The organism is Streptomyces sp. 11x1 (genome assembly GCF_032598905.1).
GTDB lineage: Bacteria > Actinomycetota > Actinomycetes > Streptomycetales > Streptomycetaceae > Streptomyces.
Map to the genome: position 1 here is coordinate 5,675,474 of NZ_CP122458.1, position 21,784 is coordinate 5,697,257.

Consider the following 21,784-nt stretch of genomic DNA (forward strand, 5'->3'; position numbering starts at 1 on the left):
TGTGGTGAGCACCGACTGGAAGAGTGATCTCAGGCAGCGTGGCTATCGGCTGACGCCGCAGCGGCAGCTCGTGCTCGAAGCCGTGGACACCCTGGAGCACGCGACCCCCGACGACATCCTCGTGGAAGTGCGGAAGACCGCGTCGGGGGTCAACATCTCCACGGTCTACCGGACCCTTGAGCTCCTGGAGGAGCTCGGGCTGGTCAGCCACGCGCACCTGGGGCACGGGGCGCCGACGTACCACCTGGCCGACCGGCACCACCACATCCATCTGGTCTGCCGGGACTGCGAGAACGTCATCGAGGCGGACGTGGACGTGGCGGCCGCGTTCACGGCCCAGCTCCGCGAGTCCTTCGGGTTCGACACCGACCTGAAGCACTTCGCGATCTTCGGCCGGTGCGAGAACTGCACACTCAAGGCCTCAAATACCAAGTCGTAGGCTTAGGCATATGAAAAGCCCTCTGCTGTCCCTGCCCGGCGCCGTCCCCGCCGAGGGCGTGGACGAAGGCGTCGCCGCCCACTACGGCGACCTGTTCCGTGAACAGCGCGCCCTCGCCGACGGCACCGGATTCGTCGACCTCTCCCACCGGGGCGTGATCACCGTCTCCGGTGAGGACCGGCTCAGCTGGCTGCACCTGCTGCTCACCCAGCACGTCAGCGAGCTGCCCACCGGCGAGGCCACCGAGGCGCTGATCCTCTCCGCCAACGGTCACATCGAGCACGCGCTGTACCTGGTCGACGACGGCACGACCGTCTGGGCGCACATCGAGCCCGGCACCCAGGAGGCGCTGCTCGCCTACCTGGAGTCGATGAAGTTCTTCTACCGGGTCGAAGTGGCCGACCGTACGGGCGACTTCGCGGTCGTCCACCTCCCGGCCGGTTCGATCGCCGAGGTCCCGGAGGGCACGGTCGTCCGCGAGACGCCGTACGGCCGTGATCTGTTCCTCCCGCGCGCGGACCTGGAGGCGTACGCGGAGAAGGCCGGGCCCGCCGCCGGTCTGCTCGCGTACGAGGCGCTGCGGGTCGAGCACCACCGGCCCCGCCTCGGCTTCGAGACCGACCACCGCACGATCCCGCACGAGCTGGGCTGGATCGGCACGGCCGTGCACCTGCAGAAGGGCTGCTACCGGGGCCAGGAGACCGTCGCCCGGGTCCAGAACCTCGGCAAGCCCCCGCGCCGCCTCGTCTTCCTCCATCTGGACGGCAGCGAGGTGCACCTCCCGCCGCGCGGCGCGGAGATCCGGCTCGCGGACGACGGCCCCGACGGCCGCAAGCTCGGCTTCATCACCACGTCCGTACGCCACCACGAACTGGGGCCGGTGGCGCTGGCCCTGGTCAAGCGCAGCCTCCCGGTCGACGCGAGGTTGATGGCCGACACCACGGCGGCGGCACAGGAGGTCGTGGTCGAGCCGTAGGCGCCCCCCGGACGCCTCACATCTCCACCGGCGCGCGTCAGATTTCCACCAGCGCGCGTCACATTTCCAACAGCACCGTGAACGGACCGTCGTTCGTCAGGGACACCCGCATGGATGCGCCGAACCGTCCCGTGGCCACCGTCGCCCCCAGCGCCCGCAGCTGTGCGACGACCTCGTCCACCAGCGGTTCGGCGACGTCACCGGGCGCCGCCGCGTTCCACGTCGGCCGCCGGCCCTTGCGCGCGTCCCCGTACAGCGTGAACTGGCTGATCACCAGGAGGGGTGCGTCCACGTCGCTGCACGACTTCTCGTCGTGCAGCATCCGCACGGACCACAGTTTGCGCGCCAGCTGCGCCGCCTTCTCCTTGGTGTCGTCGTGTGTCACCCCGACCAGGACGCACAGCCCCTCGCCCTCGATCGCACCGACCGTCTCACCGTCCACGACGACGCTCGCGCCGTCGACCCTCTGCACCACCGCACGCATGCCGACCATGATGCCGCCGCCGTCCATCAGCCGTACGCGAGGGGGTCCCCCTTACGGGGGGTTTGTGATCACGGGGGTTTGAAGAGCGCTTTGCCCGGTCTTTCTCATTGATCCATTACCGGCCATCTGGGGTGGATCGCGGGGACTCGGTCACAAAGCGGCCACGGAGAGTGGCACGATGCTCACACACACCGGTCGAGGGGACGGTTGAGGCGCATGAGCACATCGAGTACCGGGCAGCCCCCGGGCACTGCGACGTTTACCCGTACGACGCCGGGGCCCGGCCCCGGAGTCCGTCGGCCACCGGTTCAGCGTACGGACAGCGGACCACTGCCGCCGCCGGACCCGGCCGAGCCCGAACTGTCCCGGCTGCGGCTGCCCGAACTGCGCACCCTGCGCCGGGACGCCCAGCGGGACGAGGCCGACCTCAGCTATCTGCGGCGGCTGCTCCAGGGTCGTATCGACATCCTGCGCGCCGAACTGGCCCGCAGGGGCGGTGCGGCCGACGCCGGGGCCCCGGGCTCGGCGGAGCCCTCGGCACTCGTCGACCGGCTTTCGGCGATCCTCACGGATGCGCCCGCCCGGCAGCGTTCCTCGGCCCGCCATGTCACCGTGGGCACGCCGCGCGGTGAGGAGTACCGGCGGCTGGCCGCCGAGATGCTGGACGAGGTGGAGCTCTCCGACCTCCAGGCCCGCACCGACGAGGAACTCACGGCGGGCCTCGCCCGCCTGGTCCACCACGAGCAGCAGATCTCCGGCCGGCGCCAGCAGCTGCAGCGCACGGCCGACGACTGCAGCGCGGAGATCGCCCGCCGCTACCGGGAGGGCGAGGCCCAGGTGGACGATCTGCTGACGTAGAGGGGACGTGCGGGTGCGATGTCGGGTGCGGGTGCGGGTGCGTGGGGGCTGGTCGCACAGTTCCCCGCGCCCCTGAAAAGCAGGGGCTGCGCCCCGTGCTTTTCGTAGGGGCGGCGGGGGCGAAAAACCCCGAGACAACGCGCCGGCACCCCCCTAGCGTGACCCCATGAGCCCCTCCCACGACACAGCCGTACGCCCCGTCACCGAGGACGAGATCCCGGCCTGGCTGAACGCTCTGAACACAGGTTTCCTCCGAGCCCCGGAAACCCTGACCCCCCAGGAGCTCAAGGACCGCTCGTTCCACATAGACCCGTCCCGAACGCTGGCCGCGTTCGACCCCACCGCCCCCGCCGCCCAGCCCGTGGCGACCTTCCGCTCCTTCCCCCAGGAGCTCACCGCCGTCGGCGGCCGCACCGTCCCCGCCGACGCCATCACGAACGTCACCGTCAGCCCCACCCACCGCCGCCGAGGCCTGCTCACCTGGATGATGGCCCACGACCTCGCCGCCGCGAGGGACCGCGGTGACGTCGTCGCCACCCTGATCGCCGCCGAGTACCCCATCTACGGCCGCTACGGCTTCGGCCCAGCCACCTGGACCACCGAGTGGACCGTCGACGTCCCCCGCACCGGCCTGGACCCCCGCTGGTCCGGCCCGGCGGACGGCGGCCGGGTCGACCTCGTCGACGGCGCCGCCGTACGCGCCCTCGGCCCCGCCCTCCACGACCGCCTGCGCGCCGCGCAACCCGGCGCGGTGAGCCGCGACGAGCGCTGGTGGCGGATCAATACCGGCGACCTGCGTTTGTCCGGCTCCTGGAGAGAGCCGTTCTACGCGGTGTACCGCTCGGCGGCCGGCGAGGTCGAGGGCATGGTCTCGTACGAGGCGGACGACACCTGGCGGATGAAGCAGCCGCAGAACACGGCCGACGTCAACTGGCTGATCGCGACGAGCCCGGCCGCCGAGCGCGCCCTGTGGCACTACCTCTGCTCGATCGACTGGATCACCAAGGTCAAGTGCGGTTGGCGGGCCCCCGACGACCTTCTGCCGCACTTCTTCCCCGACCCGCGCGCCGTGAGCGTCACCACCCACGCGGACTGGCTGTGGGTACGGATCCTGGACGTCGTACGGGCGCTGGAGGCGCGGACGTACGCCGGGACCGGGACGCTGGTGCTGGAGGTCGTGGACCGGGGAGGCTTCGCGGACGGGCGGTACCGGCTGGACGCGGGCCCGGACGGGGCGAGTTGTGTGCCGACGAGCGAGGACGGCGACCTCGTCCTGGAGGTCGCGGACCTGGCGACGCTGTGGCTGGGCGACGAGTCGGCCGTACGGCTCACCGCGCTGGGCCGGGCCCGGGAACAGCGGAAGGGCGCCGCCGCCATGGCCGACGCCCTGCTGCGGACGTCCAGGCGCCCGTGGTGCCCGGACATCTTCTGAGGCCACCGGGGCTCCGGGGCCTCTGGAGACCTTTCCTGGTGTGTGCGGTTATCCGTAGCCGTTCAGTTCACTTCAGTTCACTTCATTCGATGCTGAGCTGTTCAGTTGTGGTTGTGGCTGCGCATTCAGTTGTGGCTGAGCCATTCAGTTGTGACGGTGCGGACCGGTCGAACTCCCGGCTCCCCTCCGGAAGGGAGGTCGATCGGTCGGTCTGAGTGATCGCTTGGTCTGGGTGATGGTCGGCGGCAGTTGCCAGAGTCACCAACCATTCGAAAGTTTGACCATGTTGCGAAAGTTGGCGACCAACTTCACCTTACTTATCTCCGCTTGGAGTCGTCTCATAACCACCTTCCCGCGAACTGCCCAAAGATGGCGAGAAGTTGTAGTGTTTGTGCGTGGAGCGGGAACGCACGGCCGTCGATGGGCGGAAGTCGTCACAGCGGCCCCAGAGGTCACACCACGAGGTGGCCGACGTGTTGCGCGGCCGGATCAGGTCCGGCGAGCTGCGACCGGGACAGCGCATGCCCACGCAGGCGAAGCTGGCCGACGAGTTCGGCGTCGAGCGCGGCGCCGTGCGCCAGGCCCTGCGCATCCTGCAGTCGGAGCACCTGCTCACCAATGTTTCCAAGGGCAGTCCGGCGACTGTCGCCCCGCGCCTGGGCACGGCGGCCGTCGGCGGTCCGGGAGCGGCCCCGCGGCCGACGATGGTGGAGCTTGCCCCTCGCATATCCGCCGCCTTCGCGGCCCCGCACGTGAAGATCGACGCCCTCTGCCTGACCTCCGTGTCCCTCACGCTCGCCGTGAGTGAGGCGTTGCGCGAGATTCACGCGGGGCGCATAAAACCGGCCAGGGTCGATGTCCGGGTGATGCTGCCCAGCCGGGACATCCCGCTCGCCTTCCCGGCCCCGGTCGACGCGACGGTCGACGGTCGGCTGCAGCGCCGCTGGCTGGCCCAGCGCAACGCCCAGGGCCAGGTCCTCAAGCACAACCTGCTGGCCCTGCGGTCCACGCACGGCGTGGACGTCCATGTGTCCTTCCGCGCCCTGCCCTTCACGCCGCCCGTGAAGCTGTACCTCCTCAACGGTCGGGAGGCGCTGTTCGCGTATTACACGGTGCAGCGGAAGGAGGCGGAAGTGGACAGTGAGCAGCTGGAGATGTACGACGCCGAGGGCACTCAGTCCACGCTGTTCGCGTTCGAGCGGAGCGCGGTCGCCGAGCCCCGGGACACGACCTTCGTGGAGCAGTCCCGCCTCTGGTTCGACGCGCTCTGGGACACCATCAGCTCGGACCTGCTGCTCACGAGCTGACGGTCCCCGGCCACCGGCTGACGGCCGCCGGCACCGGCTTCCTCCTGTTCGAGAGCGCGTCGCCTCACATCGCCGGTCCGGCGAACATCACCGCGAGGATGACCGCTCCGATCGAGCTGCACGTGTGGTTGTTGGCCTTCAGTCCGATGGTGAGGAACAGCAGGCCGACGATTCCCAGGGTGCCGTAGCGCCACTCGACGAAGCGCTGGAAGGCGACGACGGCGAGAGCGGAGACGAGGGCGATGGCAGCGGGCATGGTGGTACCTCCTCCGAGGGGCCGGCACGGGCGGGGCGGTGCGAAGCGGTGTGGGGGAGAACTCTGCCAACTTGACCAAGTTGGCAACCAACTTTGTTTAAATGGTTCCCACTTGGTCTATGTTCATAACCACCTTCTCGTGAACTCCCCAAAGATGGGTGAGAGTTGTAGCGTTTGGTCGTGACCCAGGAGAACGTTGCAGTGAACGGCAGCAGAAAGCTCTCGTCCCAGGAGATCGCCGCCACCCTGCGGGACCGCATCCGCAGCGGCGACCTCAGGCCCGGCGAGCGCCTGCCCACCCAGGCCGAACTGGCGGAGGAGTTCGGCGTGGAGCGCGGCACGGTCCGTCAGGCCCTGCGCGCGTTGCAGGACGACGGGCTGCTGAGCAACGTGAGCAAGGGGAGCCCGCCCCGGGTCGCCGAGGTCGGCCACAGCGCGGGCAACGAGCCCCAGCCGACGATGGTGGGCCTCGGCCCGCGTCTGGCCGAGGCATTCTCCGCACCGCACGTACGCGTGGACGCGGCCTGTCTCACCGCCGAGACCCTGATGCTGGCCCTCGGCGAACCGGTCCGACGTATCCACGAGGGGACGATCCGCCCGGAGTCCATCGACGTCCGGATCCTCCTGCCCTCCCGGAAGATCAACCTGGCGTTCCCGGTGCCGGTCGAGGGGCGCGGCGAGGACGACGAGGAGGATCCCGTCCACAAGCGCTGGCTCGACCAGCGCAACGCCCAGATCCGCGTCCTGCGCCACAACCTCCAGGCCCTGCGCACCTCGCACAAGCTCGACGTCCGAGTGACGTTCCGAGCCCTGCCCTTCACGCCGCCCGTCAAGCTCTACCTCCTCAACGGCCAGGAGGCCCTGATCGCCTACTACATGCTCATGAAGCGCGAGGAGCAGATGGCGGACGGCCCCCTGGAGATGTACGACGCCTTCGGCACCCAGTCCCTCCTCTTCTCCTTCGAGAAGGAGACCGGCCCCCGGGACGCCGCCTTCGTCGAGCAGTCGCAGCAATGGTTCGACGCCCTCTGGGAAACCATCACGACGGACCTGACACTCTCCTAGTGACTCCTGACACGGCTGATACGGCGCAGACTGAACCGGTGACGGAAGAGACAGAGGCCACGGAGGCCCTTCGAGAACTGATCACACCCGTCCGCTTCGTGCTCTGGGACCTGGACGGGCCGATCTGTCGACTGTTCTCCGGGCACCCCGCGCACCAAGTGGCCCGAGATCTGGTGGAGTTGATCGACAGGCGTGGGCTGGGCGGTCTGCTGACGGAGCGGGAGCGGAGCACGGCCGACCCGCAGGTGGTCCTCCTGGGGCTGGGCCGGCGCCATCCGAGCAGCGACCTGATCATCGACGTGGAGAAGTGGCTCACCCAGCAGGAGCTGACCGCCGCGCCCAAGGCGTACCCCACCACCTGGGCCGATCCGCTCATCCGGACCTGGTCCCGGCGGGCCAGGTTCGCCATCACCACCAACAACTCGGCGCTGGCGGCGTCCCGTTACATCGCGACCCGGGGCCTCGCCGACTGCTTCCCGTACATCTACGGCCGTACGCGCGACCTCGACCGGATGAAACCGCACCCCCACACCCTGCGCCTGGCCCTCAACGCGATGGGCGCCGAGCCGTCCCGCGCTCTGATGCTCGGCGACGCCCCCACCGATTTCGAGGCCGCCCGCGACGCCGGCGTCCCCTTCCTGGGCTACGCGCGTACCGAGGCCAAGCTCAAGGCCCTCCTGGAGGTGGGCGTCCCCCTGGCCCACACGGTGAACTCGCTGAAGCCGGTCCTGGACGTCCTGCGCACCCAACTGCCGGATCAGGCCTGAACCATGAGGAGCACGAAGACGAGCGCGGCCCACCAGCGCCAGGACAACCGCTCCCGGCCTACTCGCACGGCCACGAGCACGGTGACGAGCAGTGCCAGGCCGAGAGGGCCGAAGGCTTTCCCTATCAGATGCCCCGCCGTGAATTGGACTGCTGCGCGCACCACTTCCCATACCACCATGCTTCCCACCCCGTCTCTGTCGACCCTCCATCAACCAGTCCAATTGGCCTGCTAGTTGACTTGTCTGCTGTATGCCCGCCGCCCCTGATCCCTTAACTGTCAGTCCAGTTGGCTGGTTCACTTGACTGGAACTGGTTTGCCCGGCGTCCGGAAGCGGTACGGTCGAGGGGTGGGTGAGGCGCGAACCGGCGAGGGTGGCGGCAGCAAGTTCGAGCGTGTCCTGGAGACGCTGCGGGCTGGGATTGCTGACGGCACGTATCCGGTGGGCAGCTCCCTGCCGCCGCAGCGGAAGTTGGTCGAGGAACTCGATGTCTCCCGCGCCACCGTCCAGAAGGTTCTGACCAGGTTGAAAGAGGAAGGGGCGATCGCGTCCAGGCAGGGCAGCGGGACCTGGGTGCTGGGTGCGCAGCGGGTGCGATCCGGTGGATCGGCGGGAGGCGGGCCAGAAGGCCGGGTGACACTGCGCTCCTTTTTCGACCGGGCCTTCGAGCGGCCTGAAGTGTTGCTGGACATCCATACGCTGACGTCCGAATCTCTGAATACGCACATTCGGCTGCAGGCCGAGCGGATCCGTGACCGAGAGATCGCGCCTGAGCGTGTACTCCTGCGCCTGCTGCTGCCGGATCCCTCGACGCCCCTGCCGTACATCACGGTCAAAGGCCATTCCGAGGACGGGCGTCTCCGGGAACGCCTTTGTGCGATCACGCGCACCCATACGGATCTGCTGGTGAGCGCACTGGACGAACTACGGCGCGAAAGGCTCGTCCCACGCGTCGAAGTCGAGATCCGCCACGCCAAGCTGGCCCCGACCTTCAAGGTCTACCTGCGCAACCGGTGCGAGGTTCTGCACGGCTTCTATGAAGTGATCGAGCGGACGATCGTGGACGGAGGGGAAGAAGTCGAGGCCCTCGACGTGCTCGGACTGGGCGCCACGATGACCCACCATGGGAAGGACGACGGCGATGCTTCCTCGTCGGTAGCTGTCTTCGTGGACAACGCTCAGACCTGGTTCGACTCGGTCTGGAAGCTGCTCACGGTCGAGGGTGGTTGACCGGCGGAAAGGCGCAGGCGTCCACGAGCTGACGGTGCTCGTGGACCACACAGTGCGCGCCCTGCCGACGTAGTCTCCCGGCGCACTCGGCATCTTTCGAGTAGCCCAGGAACCCGACCCCGGCGGATCTGGCCGCCTGCAGATCGCTGAGCTGGTCGCCGACCATGACGGCGTCTTCCGGGCTTATGTCCCCCAGGTGCCGCAGGGCGCTGCGCAGCGAACTCGGGTGCGGTTTCATGAGGTGCGGTTCCCGCGGATCGCGGCCGAAGATCTCCTCGAACTTGTGGGACATGCCGTGCAGTTCGAGGAAGTTCCGTACAGGATCCGCGGCGTTGTTGGTCACGATCACCAGTCGCTTGCCGAGCCCGAGGAGGGTGTCGAGAAGGGTGTGGATCTCCGGCGCCGGGACCGCCGAGGCCACGGCGTCGTTCTCGTACCGTGTGACCATCTCGTCCGCCCTGCCCAGCGTCTCCGGGTCAAGGGCACCCACCCCGCTCCGCTCCAGCATGGCGCCCAGGAGTCGAAGGAGGCTGTGCGAGTCCTCGCACGCCTCGGCCGCGGGGTCCAGTACCTGCCAGGTCCGCCTGGCCATGGCCTTGATCTCCTGGGCGACCGGTTTGGTCGACCGGTCGGCGAAAAGATCGCAGACGGGGCCGTCGAAGTCGAAGAGAACCGCTCGTGTTCTGCTGAGGAGCGTCGGTAAGCACATACGAGTGTCGACCGGGGGTCTCGTCATGGGAGCCAGTGTGGCCCAGCGGCTCGTCGGATCCGAGAGACGGAACAGTCACCGACGACCCGGGAGACGGGAACCTGCGATTGAGTCACTTCTGGCACGATGCGGCACCACGGGGGAGTAACGTGCCTCCACTTCTTGATTTCACCACTGGTGCGACCTCGGCGAGAGAACAAGCAATGCCAGCTGATTCGGAGTCCATGGGGCGGCGCCGCGCCGGTGAGATGAGCGCCGCCCCGGACGAGGTGGAGGGACCGCTCAGCGGCTACCACCATGAGACGTACGTCTTCCGTCTGCCCGCCGAGGCGAAGGTCGGCGAGGGCGGACGCTGGAAGTGCCGCGAGCCGCGCGAGAGCCTGCTGTGGTTCGACCGGCGCTGTTTCGACTCGGAGGAGCGCCTCCTCACCGAACTGCAAGGACGCATCGACAACATCCCCGAGCTCATCGAGGTCGAGGGCACCGTCCTTCAGCGATTCATCGAGGGCGACACACTCGGGACTCACCACGCGTCCGACACGGCTGTCCCGGAGGAGGCGTTCGAGCAGATCCTTGACCTGTTCGGGCAACTGGTCGCCGTAAGGCCCCGGACCCTTCTGGTGAAGCGGAGGTGCGAGCGGCGGGACCGCGCGGTGGAGGGCGACAGCGCAGGCTTCCTCGACCGGCTGATCTGCTTCACCGAAGAACGCGTGTACGGGGAGAATTTCCCGGAGTACGGCGGACTGTTCGCGGACCTGGAGCTGGATCCCGACTCCTTCAAGCAGCTCCGAAAGCACGTGGCCGGCCTGCGGGAGCGCCCCTTCTGTCTCCTCCACGCCGACCTCCACCGCGAGAACCTCATCGTCGACCACGAGCGCCGCCTGTGGGCCATCGACTGGGAACTCGCGATGTTCGGCGATCCGCTCTACGACCTGGCCACCCACCTCTACCTGATGCACTACCCGTCGGATCAGGAACGGCGGATGACGGAACGCTGGTGTGCGCTCGTCGAGGGCGTCAGACCGGGAAGTTCGCGAGGCTGGCGGGAGGACCTGCCGAAGCTGCTCGACTTCAAGAAGGCGCAGTCGGTGTTCACCGACGTGATCCGCACCTCCCAGGCCCTGCGTCTGGAGCAGAACGCCGACCCAAAGCTGATTCGCAAAGCCGGCTGGACGGTGTGGGACGTCCTGAGCAGGGGAGCACAGCCCCTGGGGGTCGAGCGGGTACCGAGCGTGTCGACTATCGAAGCCGCTCTGACTCGCTGGCTTCGCGATGGCGGGGGATGACACACGCCCAGGGCGCCAGGGGCGTGTGGGATCGTAGGCGCGCGTCGAGCGCCCATACACCCCTGCGGCATGCCGGCTGGCTCGTCGTTCCCTCTTCCTCGGGTGCTTCCGCCACCCGTGTCGACCGTCCAGGAGTGTTCAGTGCCCGCAGCATCCGTACCTTCCCCGGCTGAGCGGCGCGGCCGGGTGTCAGGGGCTGTCTGTGAGGCGTTCGTCGAGCGGGCGATCCGCGACGGCGAGATGACCAGCGGTCATCACAACAGGAACTTTCTTCTGCCTCTGGACGAGGCCATGGCGCGGGAAGTGGGGGGCGAGGCAGATACGCCCGTGACCGTACGGGTCCGCAAGCCGACGGACGAGGCACTGCCGGTCGTGATCCGCACCTGGCGCGACGAGGTACGTGTCCTGGACGCCGTCGGCAGTGTCCTGCCGCATGTGCCGACGTGCCTCGCCGAGTCCTGGGGGGCGGCTGTCCACAGCTATGTGGACGGGGTCCCGCTGTCCAGGCTTTGCCCGGAGGGCCGATCCGTGGACCGGACCCTCATCGAGAAGCTGACGGCTCTGCTGGCCGAGATGTCGCGCGTGCGCGAGGAGTCGTTGCCGCCGTTGCCCGACTACTGGCCGTGTGAAGACGACGGTGGCCAGGCGTTCCTGCACACGCTGGCGAAACTGGTCCACCATGACGTCTGCCTGCCCAACTGGCACAGGTTCGGCAACCTCTTCGCGTCCCTGCGCATCCCCAGGGACGCGATGCTCCAGTACGCCGAGCACGTACCGGAGCTGACGAGACGTCCGTACAGCCTGCTCCACGGGGATCTCCACCGGGACAACGTGATCCTGACCTACTCCGGTGAGCCGCCGCTCTTCTGCGTCGACTGGGAGCTGGCGACCTACGGCGACCCGGTACACGACCTGGCCGTCCACCTGGTCAGGATGGGGTATCCGAACGCGCAGCGGGACGACGTGATCACGGCCTGGGAGCGGGCGGTCCGGGCCGTCACACCCGCTGCGACCGAGGGTCTGGAAGCGGACCTCGACCACTACGTCGAGTTCGAGCGCGCACAGTCGGTCTACCCCGATGTGATGCGTGCGGCTCAGTCCCTGGACGGTTCGTTCGAGCAGCACGACCTGGACCGGGCGACCGGATCGATTCGTCGGGCGTTGGAGGCCGCCGCACGCCCCCTACGGCTCGTCGACATGCCCTCCGGGCCGGAGATCGAGGACGCGCTCGTCGCATGGCAGAAGCTGAGAGACAGCAGACACATGAAGCTGCGTCCGCTGATCGCGATCGACTGGACTCGGCGCACACGGCTGCCCCGAGCCGAAGGTGAACCCTCCGACGTCGTCCTGGACGAGGCGCTGGCGGCGGAGCGGCGTGCCTCAGCGGACCAGGTGCTGACCGGAACCACTCACCGCAACACGGTCGTGTGCGTCGAGGCCGCACCGCATCCGGTCGTGGTGCGCCGCAGGCGCGAGGGGGTCCACGGGAACCGGCGGAGCTTCCTGCACGAGCACGTCGTGCTGGAGGCCATCGCGCGGTCGGACATCAAGGTGTCGGCCCCGAAGGCGCTCGGGCTGGGGATGAGTGAGGGGGGCTTCCTCTTCGCCCTGCACTCGTACGTCGGCACGCCCACGTATCCGGGCCGGCTCGACCATCCGGTGGACGGGCTGCGACCGGACGAGGCGGACGCCCTCGTGGACCAGTTGTGCGAACTGACCAAGGTCGACAAGGGCTTGCTCGGATCGTTCGGGACGTGCCCCGACGGCGCCGATTTCTATCGTTCACTCAGCGATCAACTGGTGGAACAGGTGGTCGAGTTGTCCCCGCAGACCCGGGAACTGGCACACCAACTCGGCCTCCCGGAAGCGGGTCGACTGCGAGAGATCCTGCACTCGTACCAGGTGACCCCCAGGAGTCAGGCACTGCTGCACGGTGACCTGAACCCGTGGAACCTCGTACGCCGCGAGGGCGAGGCAGCGCCGCTGGCGGTGGTCGACTGGGAAGCCGCCATGCTGGGAGACCCGCTGTACGACCTGGTACGCCACATGCATCTGACACCGACCCCGTGGCGGATCCGTAAGCAGATGTTCGATCGGTGGCAGGAGCGGCTGGACGAGGAGTACACCTGGCGCTGGCGGAGCGACGAGCGTGTCTACCTGAGGCTGGAGAGGGTGAGGTCCGCCTATGTGGACCTCGACCGCCTGGTCACCCGCTCCAGCCTCGACGCGCCCGGTGTGAGCAGGGCCGTGGACTCGTACGCCGCAACACTGGCTCGGGCCAAGGCCGCGCTCGGACTGCGGGGGTGGCGCCGGGGAGGGGACGTCCAACCCCTGCTGCTGCGGGCCCTTCCGTACGCCGGGCGTGGCAGGCCCCTGGCTCAGGAGGCGATGCGGTGCCTCGTCCAGCGGTTCATGGAAACGGACTGGGAGCTGCCACGCAGGACGCTGCGGACCGAACTGCGGCGGATCGGTTCCGCAGGGTCGCACGCCCTGCGCGCCGTGCTGCCCTCCGCACCGCGCGGCTCGACGAGCCTTTCCGGCCAGGCCATCAGTGCGAGCGACGCGCCTGATCGTGCCTAGGCTCGACGGCATGAGTGAGAGTGGGCTGCGGGAACGCAAGAAGCGACGGATGTACGAGAACGTGTCGGAGGTCGCGATCCGGCTGTTCCTGGAGAAGGGGTTCGACGCGGTGTCCGTGGCCGAGGTGGCCGCGGCGGCGGAGATCTCCAAGCCGACGCTCTTCCGGTACTTCCCGGCCAAGGAGGACCTCGTCCTGTACCGGATCGCCGATCACGAGGACGAGACGGCGCGGGTGGTCGCGGGGCGGGCCGAGGGGGAGTCCGTGGTGGGGGCGGTGCGGGCGCACTTCCTGGAGGGACTGGCCCGGCGCGACCCGGTGACCGGGCTCAACGACCATCCGCAGGTGCTCGCGTTCCACCGGCTGCTCTACGGGACGCCGTCGCTGGTGGCGCGGGCCTACGGCCATCTGGAGCGGGCCGAGGCCGCGCTGGCCGAGGTGCTCGGGGGCGGGCTCGACGCGAGGGTCGCCGCCGGGCAGATCGTGACCGTACGGCGGGTGCTGGCGGAGGAGAACCGGCGGCGGGTGGAGCGGGGGGAGCCGGTCGAGGAGGTCGAGCGGGACGCGGTCGCCGCTGCCGAGCGGGTGTTCGGACGGTTGGAGGAGGCCCTGCCGCTCGGGGTGTGACGAAGGGATGCGCCCCGAGGGATTACGATCCTCGGTAATAAATGTAACTCGGTTACGTTTTTCGCTACGCTCGGCGGAATGACGCCTCCTCGCGCATCCGCCCACCCTGCCGACCCCGCTGACCCTGCCGCCGATGCCGCCCTCCTCCAGGACGCCCTGGCCCGTGAACGCGCGTACCACGACACCTGCCGTGCCGCTCTCGCCGCCATGGTCGAGAGGGCAGGCGAGCAGGTCGTCGTCGGTGAGGACGTCTCCGCCTCGGGCGCCGACGCGGAGGTGCTCGGGTACCGGCTGCGCAGCCGGGCCAAGGAGATGCGCGAGCTGCCGGAGGGGCCGTTGTTCTTCGGGCGGCTCGACTTCGCCGCTCGGGCCCCCGGTGACCACGCCGGGCAGAGCTATCACCTGGGGCGGCTGCGGATCAGCGAGGACCCGGCCGTACCGCCGCTCGTGGTGGACTGGCGGGCCTCGGTTTCGCGGGCCTTCTACCAGGCGAGTTCCCGTGATCCCCAAGGCGTCGCCGTCCGACGCCGCTTCGGGTGGGTGCCGGGCAGCCTGGGGGATTCGGCCGACCTGACGGGGCTGGAGGACGAGCATCTGGAACGCCGGGCGCCCGCTCCGGACGGCCCAGGCCCCGCCTCTGCTGCGGCTTCCCCGGGCAGCCTCCTCGCCGCCGAGATCGAGCGGCCCCGGCTCGGTCCGATGCGGGACATCGCCGCCACCATCCAGCCGGAGCAGGACGATCTGGTGCGGGCGGACCTCGCGACCTCCGTCTGTGTGCAGGGCGCCCCCGGCACCGGCAAGACGGCCGTCGGGCTGCACCGCGCCGCGTACCTGCTCTACACCCACCCCCAGCGCATCCGCCGCGGCGGACTGCTGATCCTCGGCCCCAACCGCACGTTCCTCTCGTACATCGCGGAGGTGCTGCCCGCGCTGGGCGAGACGGGCGTACGGCAGTCGACGGTCACGGACGAGATCGCCCGGCATGAGGTGAGGGCGCGGGACGAGGAGCGGGCGGCGGTGGTGAAGCATGACGCGCGGATGGCGGAGGTGCTCCGGCGTGCGCTGTACGCCGGGGTCGCGGGCGGCGGCGGATCCGGGAAGGGGTTGGATCGGTCGGAGGTGTTCGACTCCCTCGTCCTGGCGGAGGGCTCGTACCGCTGGCGGGTGGCCGGGGACGAGCTGCGGCGGATCGTGACGGACGTACGGGCCGAGCAACTGCCGTACGACGTAGGGCGGGAGCGTGTCCGGGCGCGGGTGGTCCGGCTGCTGCAGGAGCAGGCGGAGCGGCGGGCCGGGCCCCGCCCGAACGCGTGGCTGTACCGGGTCTCGCGGTCGCGGCCGGTCGGCGCGTACGTGGACGCCGTATGGCCGAAGGTGCGGCCGGAGGAGGTCGTGGCCCGGCTGCTCGGTGACCCGGACGTGCTCGCGGACGCGGCGGAGGGGCTGCTCGACGCGGACGAGCAGAAGGCCCTCAGCTGGGCGAAGCCGCCGCGTACCTGGCGGTCGGCTCGCTGGTCGGCCGCCGATCTCGTCCTCCTCGACGAGGTCGCGGGGCTCCTCGCCCACCCCGACGGCTACGGCCATGTCGTCGTCGACGAGGCTCAGGACCTCTCCCCGATGGAGTGCCGCGCGATCGCCCGCCGGGCGGCCTACGGGTCGGTGACCGTCCTGGGAGACCTGGCCCAGGGGACGACGCCGTGGGCCGCCCGCGACTGGCCCGGACTCCTCGCCCACCTGGGCAAGCCGGACGCCCGTGTCGTCCCTCTGACCACCGGGTTCCGGGTGCCGCAGGCCGTCGTGGGACTGGCGAACGGGTTGCTGGGGAGGCTGGGGGTGGAGGTGCCGGCCGCCCGGTCTCTGCGGAGGGACGGGGAGCTGCGGATCAGGAGTGTTCGCGGAGAGGACGTCGTCGCTGAGGGTGTCGTGGCCGAGGTCGTGGACGCCGTGCGGGACGCGCTCGGGTGTGAGGGGTCCGTCGGGGTCATCGTGGCCGATGGGCCCGACGTCGTACGGCTGCGTCAGGCGCTCGACGAGGCCGGGATCTCGACGGGTGGGCCGGACGAACTCCGTTCGCGGGTGGCTGTGTTGGGGGCTGGTGTCGCGAAGGGTCTGGAGTACGACCATGTCGTGGTCGTCGAACCGGCGGCGATCGCGGAGGCCGAGGAACGGGGGCTGCACCGCCTGTACGTCGTCCTCACCCGGGCGGTGTCGCGCCTGGACGTGGTGCACGCCCGTGCGTTGCCGTGGTGACGTACGGGCGTGCGTCGCGGGCGACGTGCCGAGATGTGCGCCGCGTCGGTGCTTCACGCGGTTCGACGGGCCCGCCTCCGCGCCGGCGCTCTCACGAGTCCACGGTCTAGCCCTCGCCCTCCCGCTCCGCCGCCCACGCCTCGGGCTTCGCCGCCGCCTCAAGGACCGGGATCAACTGCTCCTCCTCGTAGACGAGATGGGCTTCGAGTTCGTCGATGAGGCGTTCCACCTCGGGGAGTACGGCGGCGGGGTCGGCGTCCTCGGCCGTCACCACCCGGCGCAGGTTCTCGACGAGGACGGTGATGCGCTCGTGCTCCTTGTGGAGGCGGCTCAGGGCCGGGGCCAGCTCGGGGTGGCGTTCCCCCAGGAAGGGGAACAGGCCCATGGCCTCGCCGTTGTGGTGGTTGTGCAGACCCTGGCAGAAGGTGAGGCAGTTGACGCGGAGCTGGGCACCGAGGCCCACCCTGCCGCCACTGGCGGTCAACTCCTTCTTGATCAGTCCGAGTTCGCGCCGGAAGGCGTCATGGACGACCTTGAGGGCCTCGCCCATGGAGTCGGCGTTGACGTTCGGCGGGCCGGCCACGGGGACCTCGCGCAGGGCGACGACCGGGATCGTACGGTCCGTCTTCGCCTGGTACTCGGCCCACCCCGGCTCGTCCTCGACGGCTCGCGCGAAGGCCCGGTCCCGCTCTTCGCCGCCCAGTACGACGGCTTCGGCCTCGTAGGTGAAGGCCCCGGTCTCCACGGTCACCCGAGGGTCGGCCGTGATGTTCCGGTACCAGTCGGGGTGCTTGGGCGAGCCCCCGGCCGACGCGATGACCAGGATCGTGCCGTCGCCGTCGGGGAGGTAGCCGAGGGGAGTGGTGTGCCGCTTGCCGGTACGCGCGCCGGTGGTGGTCAGGAGGACCAGACGGGCGCCTTCGAAATAGCCGCCGACCTCGCCGTGACGGGCGCGGAATTCGTCGATGACTTGCTGGTTGAAGGGGTTGGGCATTCTCTGCTTTCAGGGGTGATGGCGACACGGTTCGTTGGTCGCGGAATGTGAGCAGGGGTGATTGCCGCGGGGCGCGGTCCAGCACGTTGCCGACGGAATGCGTGCGGACTGAATGCACGCCGAAGAGATTCGTGTCGACGGAATGCATGGCTGAAGGAATGTTCGCCGACGGAATATGTGCAGACAGAACGTGCGGCGAAAAGGGCGCGCAGCGGTGTGGTGGTGTGGTGAGGCGCAGACGGTGCAGGGGGGCGACGCGCGCGGCAACAACACCGAGGTATGAGAACGGTGTTGGAGAGCAGTATCAGCGCGCGGAATTCAACGGGCGGGCTCCTGGCCCGCCCCGGCCTCACTCGGAGGCCGGGTAACCCATCCGCTCACGGCACAAGGCCGACCCGGCAGTCATGCGCCCACGATAAGAGGTGGGGGCAGGGTGGGGCAATATGCATTCCGCCGGAATTACGGAGCCTTTGTGCCGGCCTCCTCGGCCGCGCGTTCCACCCGGTTTCGGTACTCCTCCCACCACGCCGGGTCGTTGGACGGGAGGCTGGAGTTGCCCTCGTTGATGCCCGCCGCACCGTCGATGAGTTCTCGGATGATGTCGGCCTGCCCGGCGTGCCGGTGGGTGTCGGCGATCACGCGGACGACGGCGTGGCGCAGCGTCACCTCGTCCCGGTCGTCGGGCCACCACGGCACCCGGCCGACGGTGTCCAGCGGCAGCGCGTCGATGGTGGCGTCCGCGTGGGCCCAGGCCCGGCGGTAGAGGCCCACGATGTCCTCGCGGGACTCGGCGGCGGTGGCCCACATGTCCGAGTTGAGCTCGGCGGCATCGGCGAGCCAGGGCAACGCCTCGCCCGACGGCCGCGCGAAGGTGTCGCCGAGATAGCCCAGTTCGACACCGGCGGCGTGCTTCAGCAACCCCAGGAGGTTGGTGCCGGTCGGTGTCATCGGGCGGCGGGCGTCGTATTCCGACAGTCCGTCGAGCTTCCACACCAGGGCATCGCGGGCGGACTGCAGATAGCGGAGGAGGTCGGCCTTGGCTTCAGTGTCGGCGGCGGTCATGACCCCAGTCTCCCGCCCACACGATCTTTGTCCACCGTCCCTCAACGCTCCCGGCCCGCTTCCGTTCACGTTCCCCGCTTCGTGTTCCGCGCTCCACTGCCCCGGCTACCCGCCGCTCACCGCTCACCGCTCAGTAGGCTGATGGCCATGGACGCGTTCTTATCTCCCCGCGTACGCCGAGCACCGCGCCGCTGGTTCGCCCGGCCGAGGGCGGGGCGCTGATCCATGGACACCGTGCGTTGATCGCCGAAAGCCCCGTAGCGCGCGGCCTCAGGCAGCGGCCTCGGGTGCGGCGGACGGGAACTCGTACACCGTGAAGTCGGTGAGGCGGACGTATCCGAGGCGCTGGTAGAGGGCGTTGCTGGTGGGGTTGCCGGGATCCGTGAAGAGCACGATGTCCTTCGCGCCCGCGGCCAGCGCGGCGCGGCTCGCCTCGACCGTGACGGCCCCCGCGTAGCCGCGACCCCGGAGGTGGGCCGGGGTGTAGACGGGGTCCACCCTGACCATGCCGCCGACGATCGAGGTCGCGGCCGCCATGGAGACGGGCGTGCCGTCCGGGGTCTGCCAGAACGTGAAGTTCCTGTCGCCGAAACGCGAGTCGCCCCAGGCGCCCGCGTCGATCAGGTCGATGGAGTACTGCTCCCCGACCTCGACACAGAACTCGCGGCACCACCGGACGACTTGCTCACGGTCCTGCTCTCCCGCGAGGTGGCCCCGGCCCTCCGGGAAGGGGTCCTGCGGTGTGAGCGTGCCGAGGCGGTAGAGGTGCAGCCGCGTGGTGACCACCGGCTCCGCGCCCGTCCGCCGCTGCCAGGCCTCGGCGAAAGCGGTCGACGCGTCGTGGTCCGCGCTGACGCCGGCCACGGGGCGTCCGAGGTCGGCCAGGCGGGCGGCGAGCGCGTCGGCCTGGTCGGGGGCCATGGAGGTGAGGCTCAGGTAGCCGGTCGGGGTGCGCTGGTAGAAGCCGGCGTGGACCTCGCCGTCGCGCTCCAACCGGCCGAACACGGGTGTTTCGGCGGGGTTCGCGGACACCCCGTTCACCCGGTGCTTCTCGGTCGCCGTCAGGTGCATGGTGTGCAGGGCGGGGCGCGAGCGCAGGAAGTCCCCGGCTCGGGAGAGGAACTCGTGGACGTCTTCGGTGAGGTGCCAGTCATCCGGGCGCATGCCTCATGATTTCGCGCGCCGCCCGGGTGCCTCGCGCTTTTCCGCCAGGACGAGGCAGCGGGGCCGCCCGTGGCAGGCGGGGCCCGGCGCGGCCTTCGGCGGTGCGGGGGACGGGAGTGCGGGGGAGGCCCCTGCCGAGATCCTTGTCCGGAAGACGTCGGCGCGGCCCGCGGTGGTGACAACTCGTGCGGCACCCTGGCGACCTGCACCATGTTGGCGCCTCGTGACACCCTGGCGTCTCGCAGCGCTCAGCTCCCTGGCGTCTCGCAGTAGCCGGCTCACTGGCGTCTCGCCGTACCCGGCTACGTGGAGTCTCGCCGTACCCGGCTGCTCCCTGTCGGCTCGTGGTGCCACGTCGGTGTTCTGTGACGCCATCGAGAGTCACGTGCCGCCACGCCGCGCCACGTGCTGCCACGCCGCGCCATGTGGCGCCATGTGGCGCCGCACTGGCGTCGCATGCGGCGTCACACCGTGCCGCGCGGTGCCATGTGGCATCACGCGGCGCCGCACGGTGCCATCCTGTATCGCCCGCAACGGCTGGTGTCTCGCTCACGGCCTGCTGGCGCCATCTCTGGCGTACGTCTCGAAAGAGTGCCTGACCTGGGAAAGCTTGTTCAATGGAGTCCGAGTCGCCCACCCGCGAGCGCCGACTTGCGCCAACCCGGCTTCACGTGGCGCCATTGATGTGCCATGATGGCGTCATGGACCTCACCCCGTATGTCGACCGCCTCCGCCAGGAGCTCGTCGTCGCCGCCGAGGCCGGCGGCGACGAGGCCCGCGCGCTGGCCGAGCGGCTCGTCGCACCTCTGGACTCCGCCACCCGCCTCACCCTCCTCACCGCCCTCTCGGCGGCGATGAGCGAGGTCACCCGGGAGCTGGCACCCGGCTCGGTCGACGTACGACTCCGTGGCGCCGATCCGGAGTTCGTGGTGACCCTGCCGGCCACCCCGGTCCAGGACGTGACCGCGCCCTGGACCGAGGCGCCCGCCCCGCCCCTCGCGCCGGAGGGCGACGACGGCGCCTCGGCCCGCATCAACTTCCGCCTCCCGGCCCACCTCAAGGCCCGTCTGGAGGAGGCAGCCGGCAGCGAAGGGCTCTCGGTCAACGCCTGGCTGGTCCGCGCCACCTCCGCCGCGCTCACCCCGGGACCCGGACCCGGCACCCGTCCGGGCCCGCCCCCCGCCTCCGCGCCGAACCGCGCGACCGGCGACCGGAACTTCACCGGCTGGGTCCGCTGAACCACCGGGTTGGAGCCCTGTCTCCGCCCGCCCGCGCGCCCGTGGCCCCACACCACCGTCACCCACCCCTCCAGAGAGGACGGGAGATCCGTCATGCCTTCCTACGAAACCCCCGAGGCGATCACCGCCATCGTCGAGTACGCGATCGGCAACGCCCGGATCATCGCCACCGACGGCACCGAGACCTTCGTCGACGTCCAGCCCTCCAACCCCTCCTCCGAAGCGGACCTCAAGGCCGTCAAGCAGACGAAGGTGAACTGCTCCGGCGGTGTCCTCACCGTGAAGGGCCCGCGCAAGAGCACGCCCTTCGGGAAGATCGGCGGCATCGACATCACCGTCTCCCTGCCGACCGGCTCCACCCTGGAGGGCACCACCCAGGTCGGCGACTTCCACTGCTCCGGACGCCTCGGCGAGACCCGGCTGAAGACCTCGGTCGGCGACCTCCACGTCGAGGAGACCACCACCGCCCGGCTGAAGAGCGAGCTCGGCATGGTCCACCTGGACCGCGCCACCGCCTCGGTCGAGATCATCGCGGCCGGCCGCGTCACCGTCGGCACGGTGGAGGGCGGCCTGATCGCCAAGAACGGCAACGGGGACACCGAACTCGCCGAGATCACCGGCACGTTGGAGGCCTCCGCCGCGAACGGGCGTATCGATGTCGGCACCGCCCACTCCGATGTGGAGGCCAAGTCGGCCAACGGAGGTATCCGACTGGGCCGGGTCACTCGGGGCCGGGTCACCCTCCGCGGCTCCGTCGGCGACCTGGAGGTCGGCATCCCGGAGACCACCGCCGCCTGGCTCGACGTCCACACCGACGTAGGTGTCCTGCGCAGCGCCCTCGGCACCGCCGAAGGCCCCGGCGACGCCACGGACACGGTGGAGGTCACCGCCCGCACCGCCGTCGGCGACATCCACATCCGCCGCGCCTGACCGCCGGGGGCATACGCCCACAGCCCCCGCCACGCCCCACCCCCACCCCACGCTGTCCCGCCGCATCTCTCCGCCGGAGCCCAGCACTTGTTCCGCAGGGCCCCGCCCCTCCTTCTCCGCCGGGCCGGTTTC

General features: G+C 69.8%; 21 protein-coding genes. 14 read left to right on the top strand and 7 right to left on the bottom strand.

Annotated elements, in window-relative coordinates:
- Position 1: 1 nt before the first annotated feature.
- Together P8T65_RS24925 and P8T65_RS24930 are read left to right on the top strand one after the other, a co-directional pair.
- The gene (locus P8T65_RS24925; RefSeq protein ID WP_316727486.1) at positions 2-439 is read left to right on the top strand and encodes a transcriptional repressor; all 438 of its coding nucleotides are present in this window, start codon (positions 2-4) and stop codon (positions 437-439) included.
- Positions 440-449: 10 nt separating this feature from the next.
- The gene (locus P8T65_RS24930; RefSeq protein WP_316727487.1) at positions 450-1,415 is read left to right on the top strand and encodes a folate-binding protein; all 966 of its coding nucleotides are present in this window, start codon (positions 450-452) and stop codon (positions 1,413-1,415) included.
- Positions 1,416-1,473: 58 nt separating this feature from the next.
- On the opposite strand, the gene dtd is transcribed toward P8T65_RS24930, so the two are convergent.
- The gene (gene dtd / locus P8T65_RS24935) at positions 1,474-1,899 is read right to left on the bottom strand and encodes a D-aminoacyl-tRNA deacylase (RefSeq protein WP_215457916.1); all 426 of its coding nucleotides are present in this window, start codon (positions 1,897-1,899) and stop codon (positions 1,474-1,476) included.
- 216 nt (positions 1,900-2,115) lie between these two features.
- On the opposite strand from dtd, the gene P8T65_RS24940 reads away from it, so the two are divergent.
- The 3 genes from P8T65_RS24940 (at position 2,116) to P8T65_RS24950 (ending at position 5,496) form a co-directional block, all read left to right on the top strand.
- Positions 2,116-2,757, top strand: coding sequence for an AmfC protein (locus tag P8T65_RS24940; RefSeq protein WP_316727489.1), 642 nt, complete (start codon positions 2,116-2,118; stop codon positions 2,755-2,757).
- A gap of 166 nt (positions 2,758-2,923) precedes the next feature.
- Positions 2,924-4,189 (top strand): GNAT family N-acetyltransferase, encoded by a 1,266-nt coding sequence (locus P8T65_RS24945; protein ID WP_316727490.1) that lies wholly within the window; start codon positions 2,924-2,926, stop codon positions 4,187-4,189.
- A gap of 464 nt (positions 4,190-4,653) precedes the next feature.
- Positions 4,654-5,496, top strand: a complete 843-nt coding sequence (locus tag P8T65_RS24950) for a GntR family transcriptional regulator (protein WP_316727491.1) — start codon at positions 4,654-4,656, stop codon at positions 5,494-5,496.
- A 64-nt stretch (positions 5,497-5,560) separates the two neighbouring features.
- Here P8T65_RS24950 and P8T65_RS24955 read toward each other — a convergent pair whose 3' ends face one another.
- On the bottom strand, positions 5,561-5,752 hold the full coding sequence (locus tag P8T65_RS24955; RefSeq protein WP_230222033.1) for a hypothetical protein: 192 nt from the start codon (positions 5,750-5,752) through the stop codon (positions 5,561-5,563).
- Positions 5,753-5,953: 201 nt separating this feature from the next.
- On the opposite strand from P8T65_RS24955, the gene P8T65_RS24960 reads away from it, so the two are divergent.
- Complete coding sequence (locus tag P8T65_RS24960) at positions 5,954-6,817, top strand: GntR family transcriptional regulator (RefSeq protein WP_316727492.1); 864 nt, start codon at positions 5,954-5,956, stop codon at positions 6,815-6,817.
- Complete coding sequence (locus tag P8T65_RS24965; protein WP_316727493.1) at positions 6,766-7,584, top strand: HAD-IA family hydrolase; 819 nt, start codon at positions 6,766-6,768, stop codon at positions 7,582-7,584. Before P8T65_RS24960 ends, P8T65_RS24965 begins: the two co-directional genes overlap by 52 nt.
- Here the strand turns inward: P8T65_RS24965 and P8T65_RS24970 are convergent.
- Positions 7,575-7,763, bottom strand: coding sequence for a hypothetical protein (locus tag P8T65_RS24970; protein ID WP_316727494.1), 189 nt, complete (start codon positions 7,761-7,763; stop codon positions 7,575-7,577). The two genes, P8T65_RS24965 and P8T65_RS24970, sit on opposite strands and share 10 nt — an antisense overlap.
- Positions 7,764-7,932: 169 nt before the next feature.
- Here P8T65_RS24970 and P8T65_RS24975 point away from each other — a divergent pair, with 169 nt between their 5' ends.
- A complete protein-coding gene (locus P8T65_RS24975) occupies positions 7,933-8,814 on the top strand; it encodes a GntR family transcriptional regulator (RefSeq protein WP_316727495.1) in 882 nt (293 codons plus the stop codon).
- Here the strand turns inward: P8T65_RS24975 and P8T65_RS24980 are convergent.
- Positions 8,795-9,550, bottom strand: coding sequence for an HAD-IA family hydrolase (locus P8T65_RS24980; RefSeq protein ID WP_316727496.1), 756 nt, complete (start codon positions 9,548-9,550; stop codon positions 8,795-8,797). The two genes, P8T65_RS24975 and P8T65_RS24980, sit on opposite strands and share 20 nt — an antisense overlap.
- Before the next feature lie 176 nt (positions 9,551-9,726).
- On the opposite strand from P8T65_RS24980, the gene P8T65_RS24985 reads away from it, so the two are divergent.
- The 4 genes from P8T65_RS24985 (at position 9,727) to P8T65_RS25000 (ending at position 16,264) form a co-directional block, all read left to right on the top strand.
- Positions 9,727-10,809: an aminoglycoside phosphotransferase family protein gene (locus P8T65_RS24985; protein ID WP_316727498.1), complete on the top strand. Its 1,083-nt coding sequence runs from the start codon at positions 9,727-9,729 to the stop codon at positions 10,807-10,809.
- A gap of 291 nt (positions 10,810-11,100) precedes the next feature.
- Positions 11,101-13,389 (top strand): aminoglycoside phosphotransferase family protein, encoded by a 2,289-nt coding sequence (locus P8T65_RS24990; RefSeq protein WP_316727499.1) that lies wholly within the window; start codon positions 11,101-11,103, stop codon positions 13,387-13,389.
- A 10-nt stretch (positions 13,390-13,399) separates the two neighbouring features.
- Positions 13,400-14,014, top strand: a complete 615-nt coding sequence (locus P8T65_RS24995; RefSeq protein WP_316727500.1) for a TetR family transcriptional regulator — start codon at positions 13,400-13,402, stop codon at positions 14,012-14,014.
- Between the two features lie 78 nt (positions 14,015-14,092).
- The gene (locus P8T65_RS25000) at positions 14,093-16,264 is read left to right on the top strand and encodes a HelD family protein (RefSeq protein WP_399100046.1); all 2,172 of its coding nucleotides are present in this window, start codon (positions 14,093-14,095) and stop codon (positions 16,262-16,264) included.
- Between the two features lie 106 nt (positions 16,265-16,370).
- On the opposite strand, the gene P8T65_RS25005 is transcribed toward P8T65_RS25000, so the two are convergent.
- From P8T65_RS25005 to P8T65_RS25015, 3 genes are all read right to left on the bottom strand, one after another.
- Positions 16,371-17,258, bottom strand: coding sequence for a nitroreductase/quinone reductase family protein (locus P8T65_RS25005; RefSeq protein WP_316727501.1), 888 nt, complete (start codon positions 17,256-17,258; stop codon positions 16,371-16,373).
- Positions 17,259-17,717: 459 nt separating this feature from the next.
- Positions 17,718-18,320, bottom strand: coding sequence for a DinB family protein (locus P8T65_RS25010; RefSeq protein WP_316727502.1), 603 nt, complete (start codon positions 18,318-18,320; stop codon positions 17,718-17,720).
- A 270-nt stretch (positions 18,321-18,590) separates the two neighbouring features.
- Complete coding sequence (locus P8T65_RS25015) at positions 18,591-19,484, bottom strand: GNAT family N-acetyltransferase (protein WP_316727503.1); 894 nt, start codon at positions 19,482-19,484, stop codon at positions 18,591-18,593.
- Positions 19,485-20,185: 701 nt separating this feature from the next.
- On the opposite strand from P8T65_RS25015, the gene P8T65_RS25020 reads away from it, so the two are divergent.
- Positions 20,186-20,722 (top strand): toxin-antitoxin system HicB family antitoxin, encoded by a 537-nt coding sequence (locus tag P8T65_RS25020; RefSeq protein ID WP_316727504.1) that lies wholly within the window; start codon positions 20,186-20,188, stop codon positions 20,720-20,722.
- Between the two features lie 93 nt (positions 20,723-20,815).
- On the top strand, positions 20,816-21,652 hold the full coding sequence (locus P8T65_RS25025; protein ID WP_316727505.1) for a DUF4097 family beta strand repeat-containing protein: 837 nt from the start codon (positions 20,816-20,818) through the stop codon (positions 21,650-21,652).
- The last annotated feature ends 132 nt before the right edge of the window (positions 21,653-21,784 follow it).

Coding starts and splice junctions, on each gene's coding strand:
- P8T65_RS24945 (WP_316727490.1), top strand. CDS start 2,924: ATGAGCCCCTCCCACGACACAGCCGTACGCCCCGTCACCGAGGACGAG.
- P8T65_RS24955 (WP_230222033.1), bottom strand. CDS start 5,752: ATGCCCGCTGCCATCGCCCTCGTCTCCGCTCTCGCCGTCGTCGCCTTC.
- P8T65_RS24985 (WP_316727498.1), top strand. CDS start 9,727: ATGCCAGCTGATTCGGAGTCCATGGGGCGGCGCCGCGCCGGTGAGATG.
- P8T65_RS25020 (WP_316727504.1), top strand. CDS start 20,186: ATGGACCTCACCCCGTATGTCGACCGCCTCCGCCAGGAGCTCGTCGTC.
- P8T65_RS25010 (WP_316727502.1), bottom strand. CDS start 18,320: ATGACCGCCGCCGACACTGAAGCCAAGGCCGACCTCCTCCGCTATCTG.
- P8T65_RS25005 (WP_316727501.1), bottom strand. CDS start 17,258: ATGCCCAACCCCTTCAACCAGCAAGTCATCGACGAATTCCGCGCCCGT.
- dtd (WP_215457916.1), bottom strand. CDS start 1,899: ATGCGTGCGGTGGTGCAGAGGGTCGACGGCGCGAGCGTCGTCGTGGAC.
- P8T65_RS24965 (WP_316727493.1), top strand. CDS start 6,766: ATGGTTCGACGCCCTCTGGGAAACCATCACGACGGACCTGACACTCTC.
- P8T65_RS25000 (WP_399100046.1), top strand. CDS start 14,093: ATGACGCCTCCTCGCGCATCCGCCCACCCTGCCGACCCCGCTGACCCT.
- P8T65_RS24995 (WP_316727500.1), top strand. CDS start 13,400: ATGAGTGAGAGTGGGCTGCGGGAACGCAAGAAGCGACGGATGTACGAG.
- P8T65_RS24980 (WP_316727496.1), bottom strand. CDS start 9,550: ATGACGAGACCCCCGGTCGACACTCGTATGTGCTTACCGACGCTCCTC.
- P8T65_RS24940 (WP_316727489.1), top strand. CDS start 2,116: ATGAGCACATCGAGTACCGGGCAGCCCCCGGGCACTGCGACGTTTACC.
- P8T65_RS24970 (WP_316727494.1), bottom strand. CDS start 7,763: ATGGTGGTATGGGAAGTGGTGCGCGCAGCAGTCCAATTCACGGCGGGG.
- P8T65_RS25015 (WP_316727503.1), bottom strand. CDS start 19,484: ATGCGCCCGGATGACTGGCACCTCACCGAAGACGTCCACGAGTTCCTC.
- P8T65_RS25025 (WP_316727505.1), top strand. CDS start 20,816: ATGCCTTCCTACGAAACCCCCGAGGCGATCACCGCCATCGTCGAGTAC.
- P8T65_RS24990 (WP_316727499.1), top strand. CDS start 11,101: ATGGCGCGGGAAGTGGGGGGCGAGGCAGATACGCCCGTGACCGTACGG.
- P8T65_RS24930 (WP_316727487.1), top strand. CDS start 450: ATGAAAAGCCCTCTGCTGTCCCTGCCCGGCGCCGTCCCCGCCGAGGGC.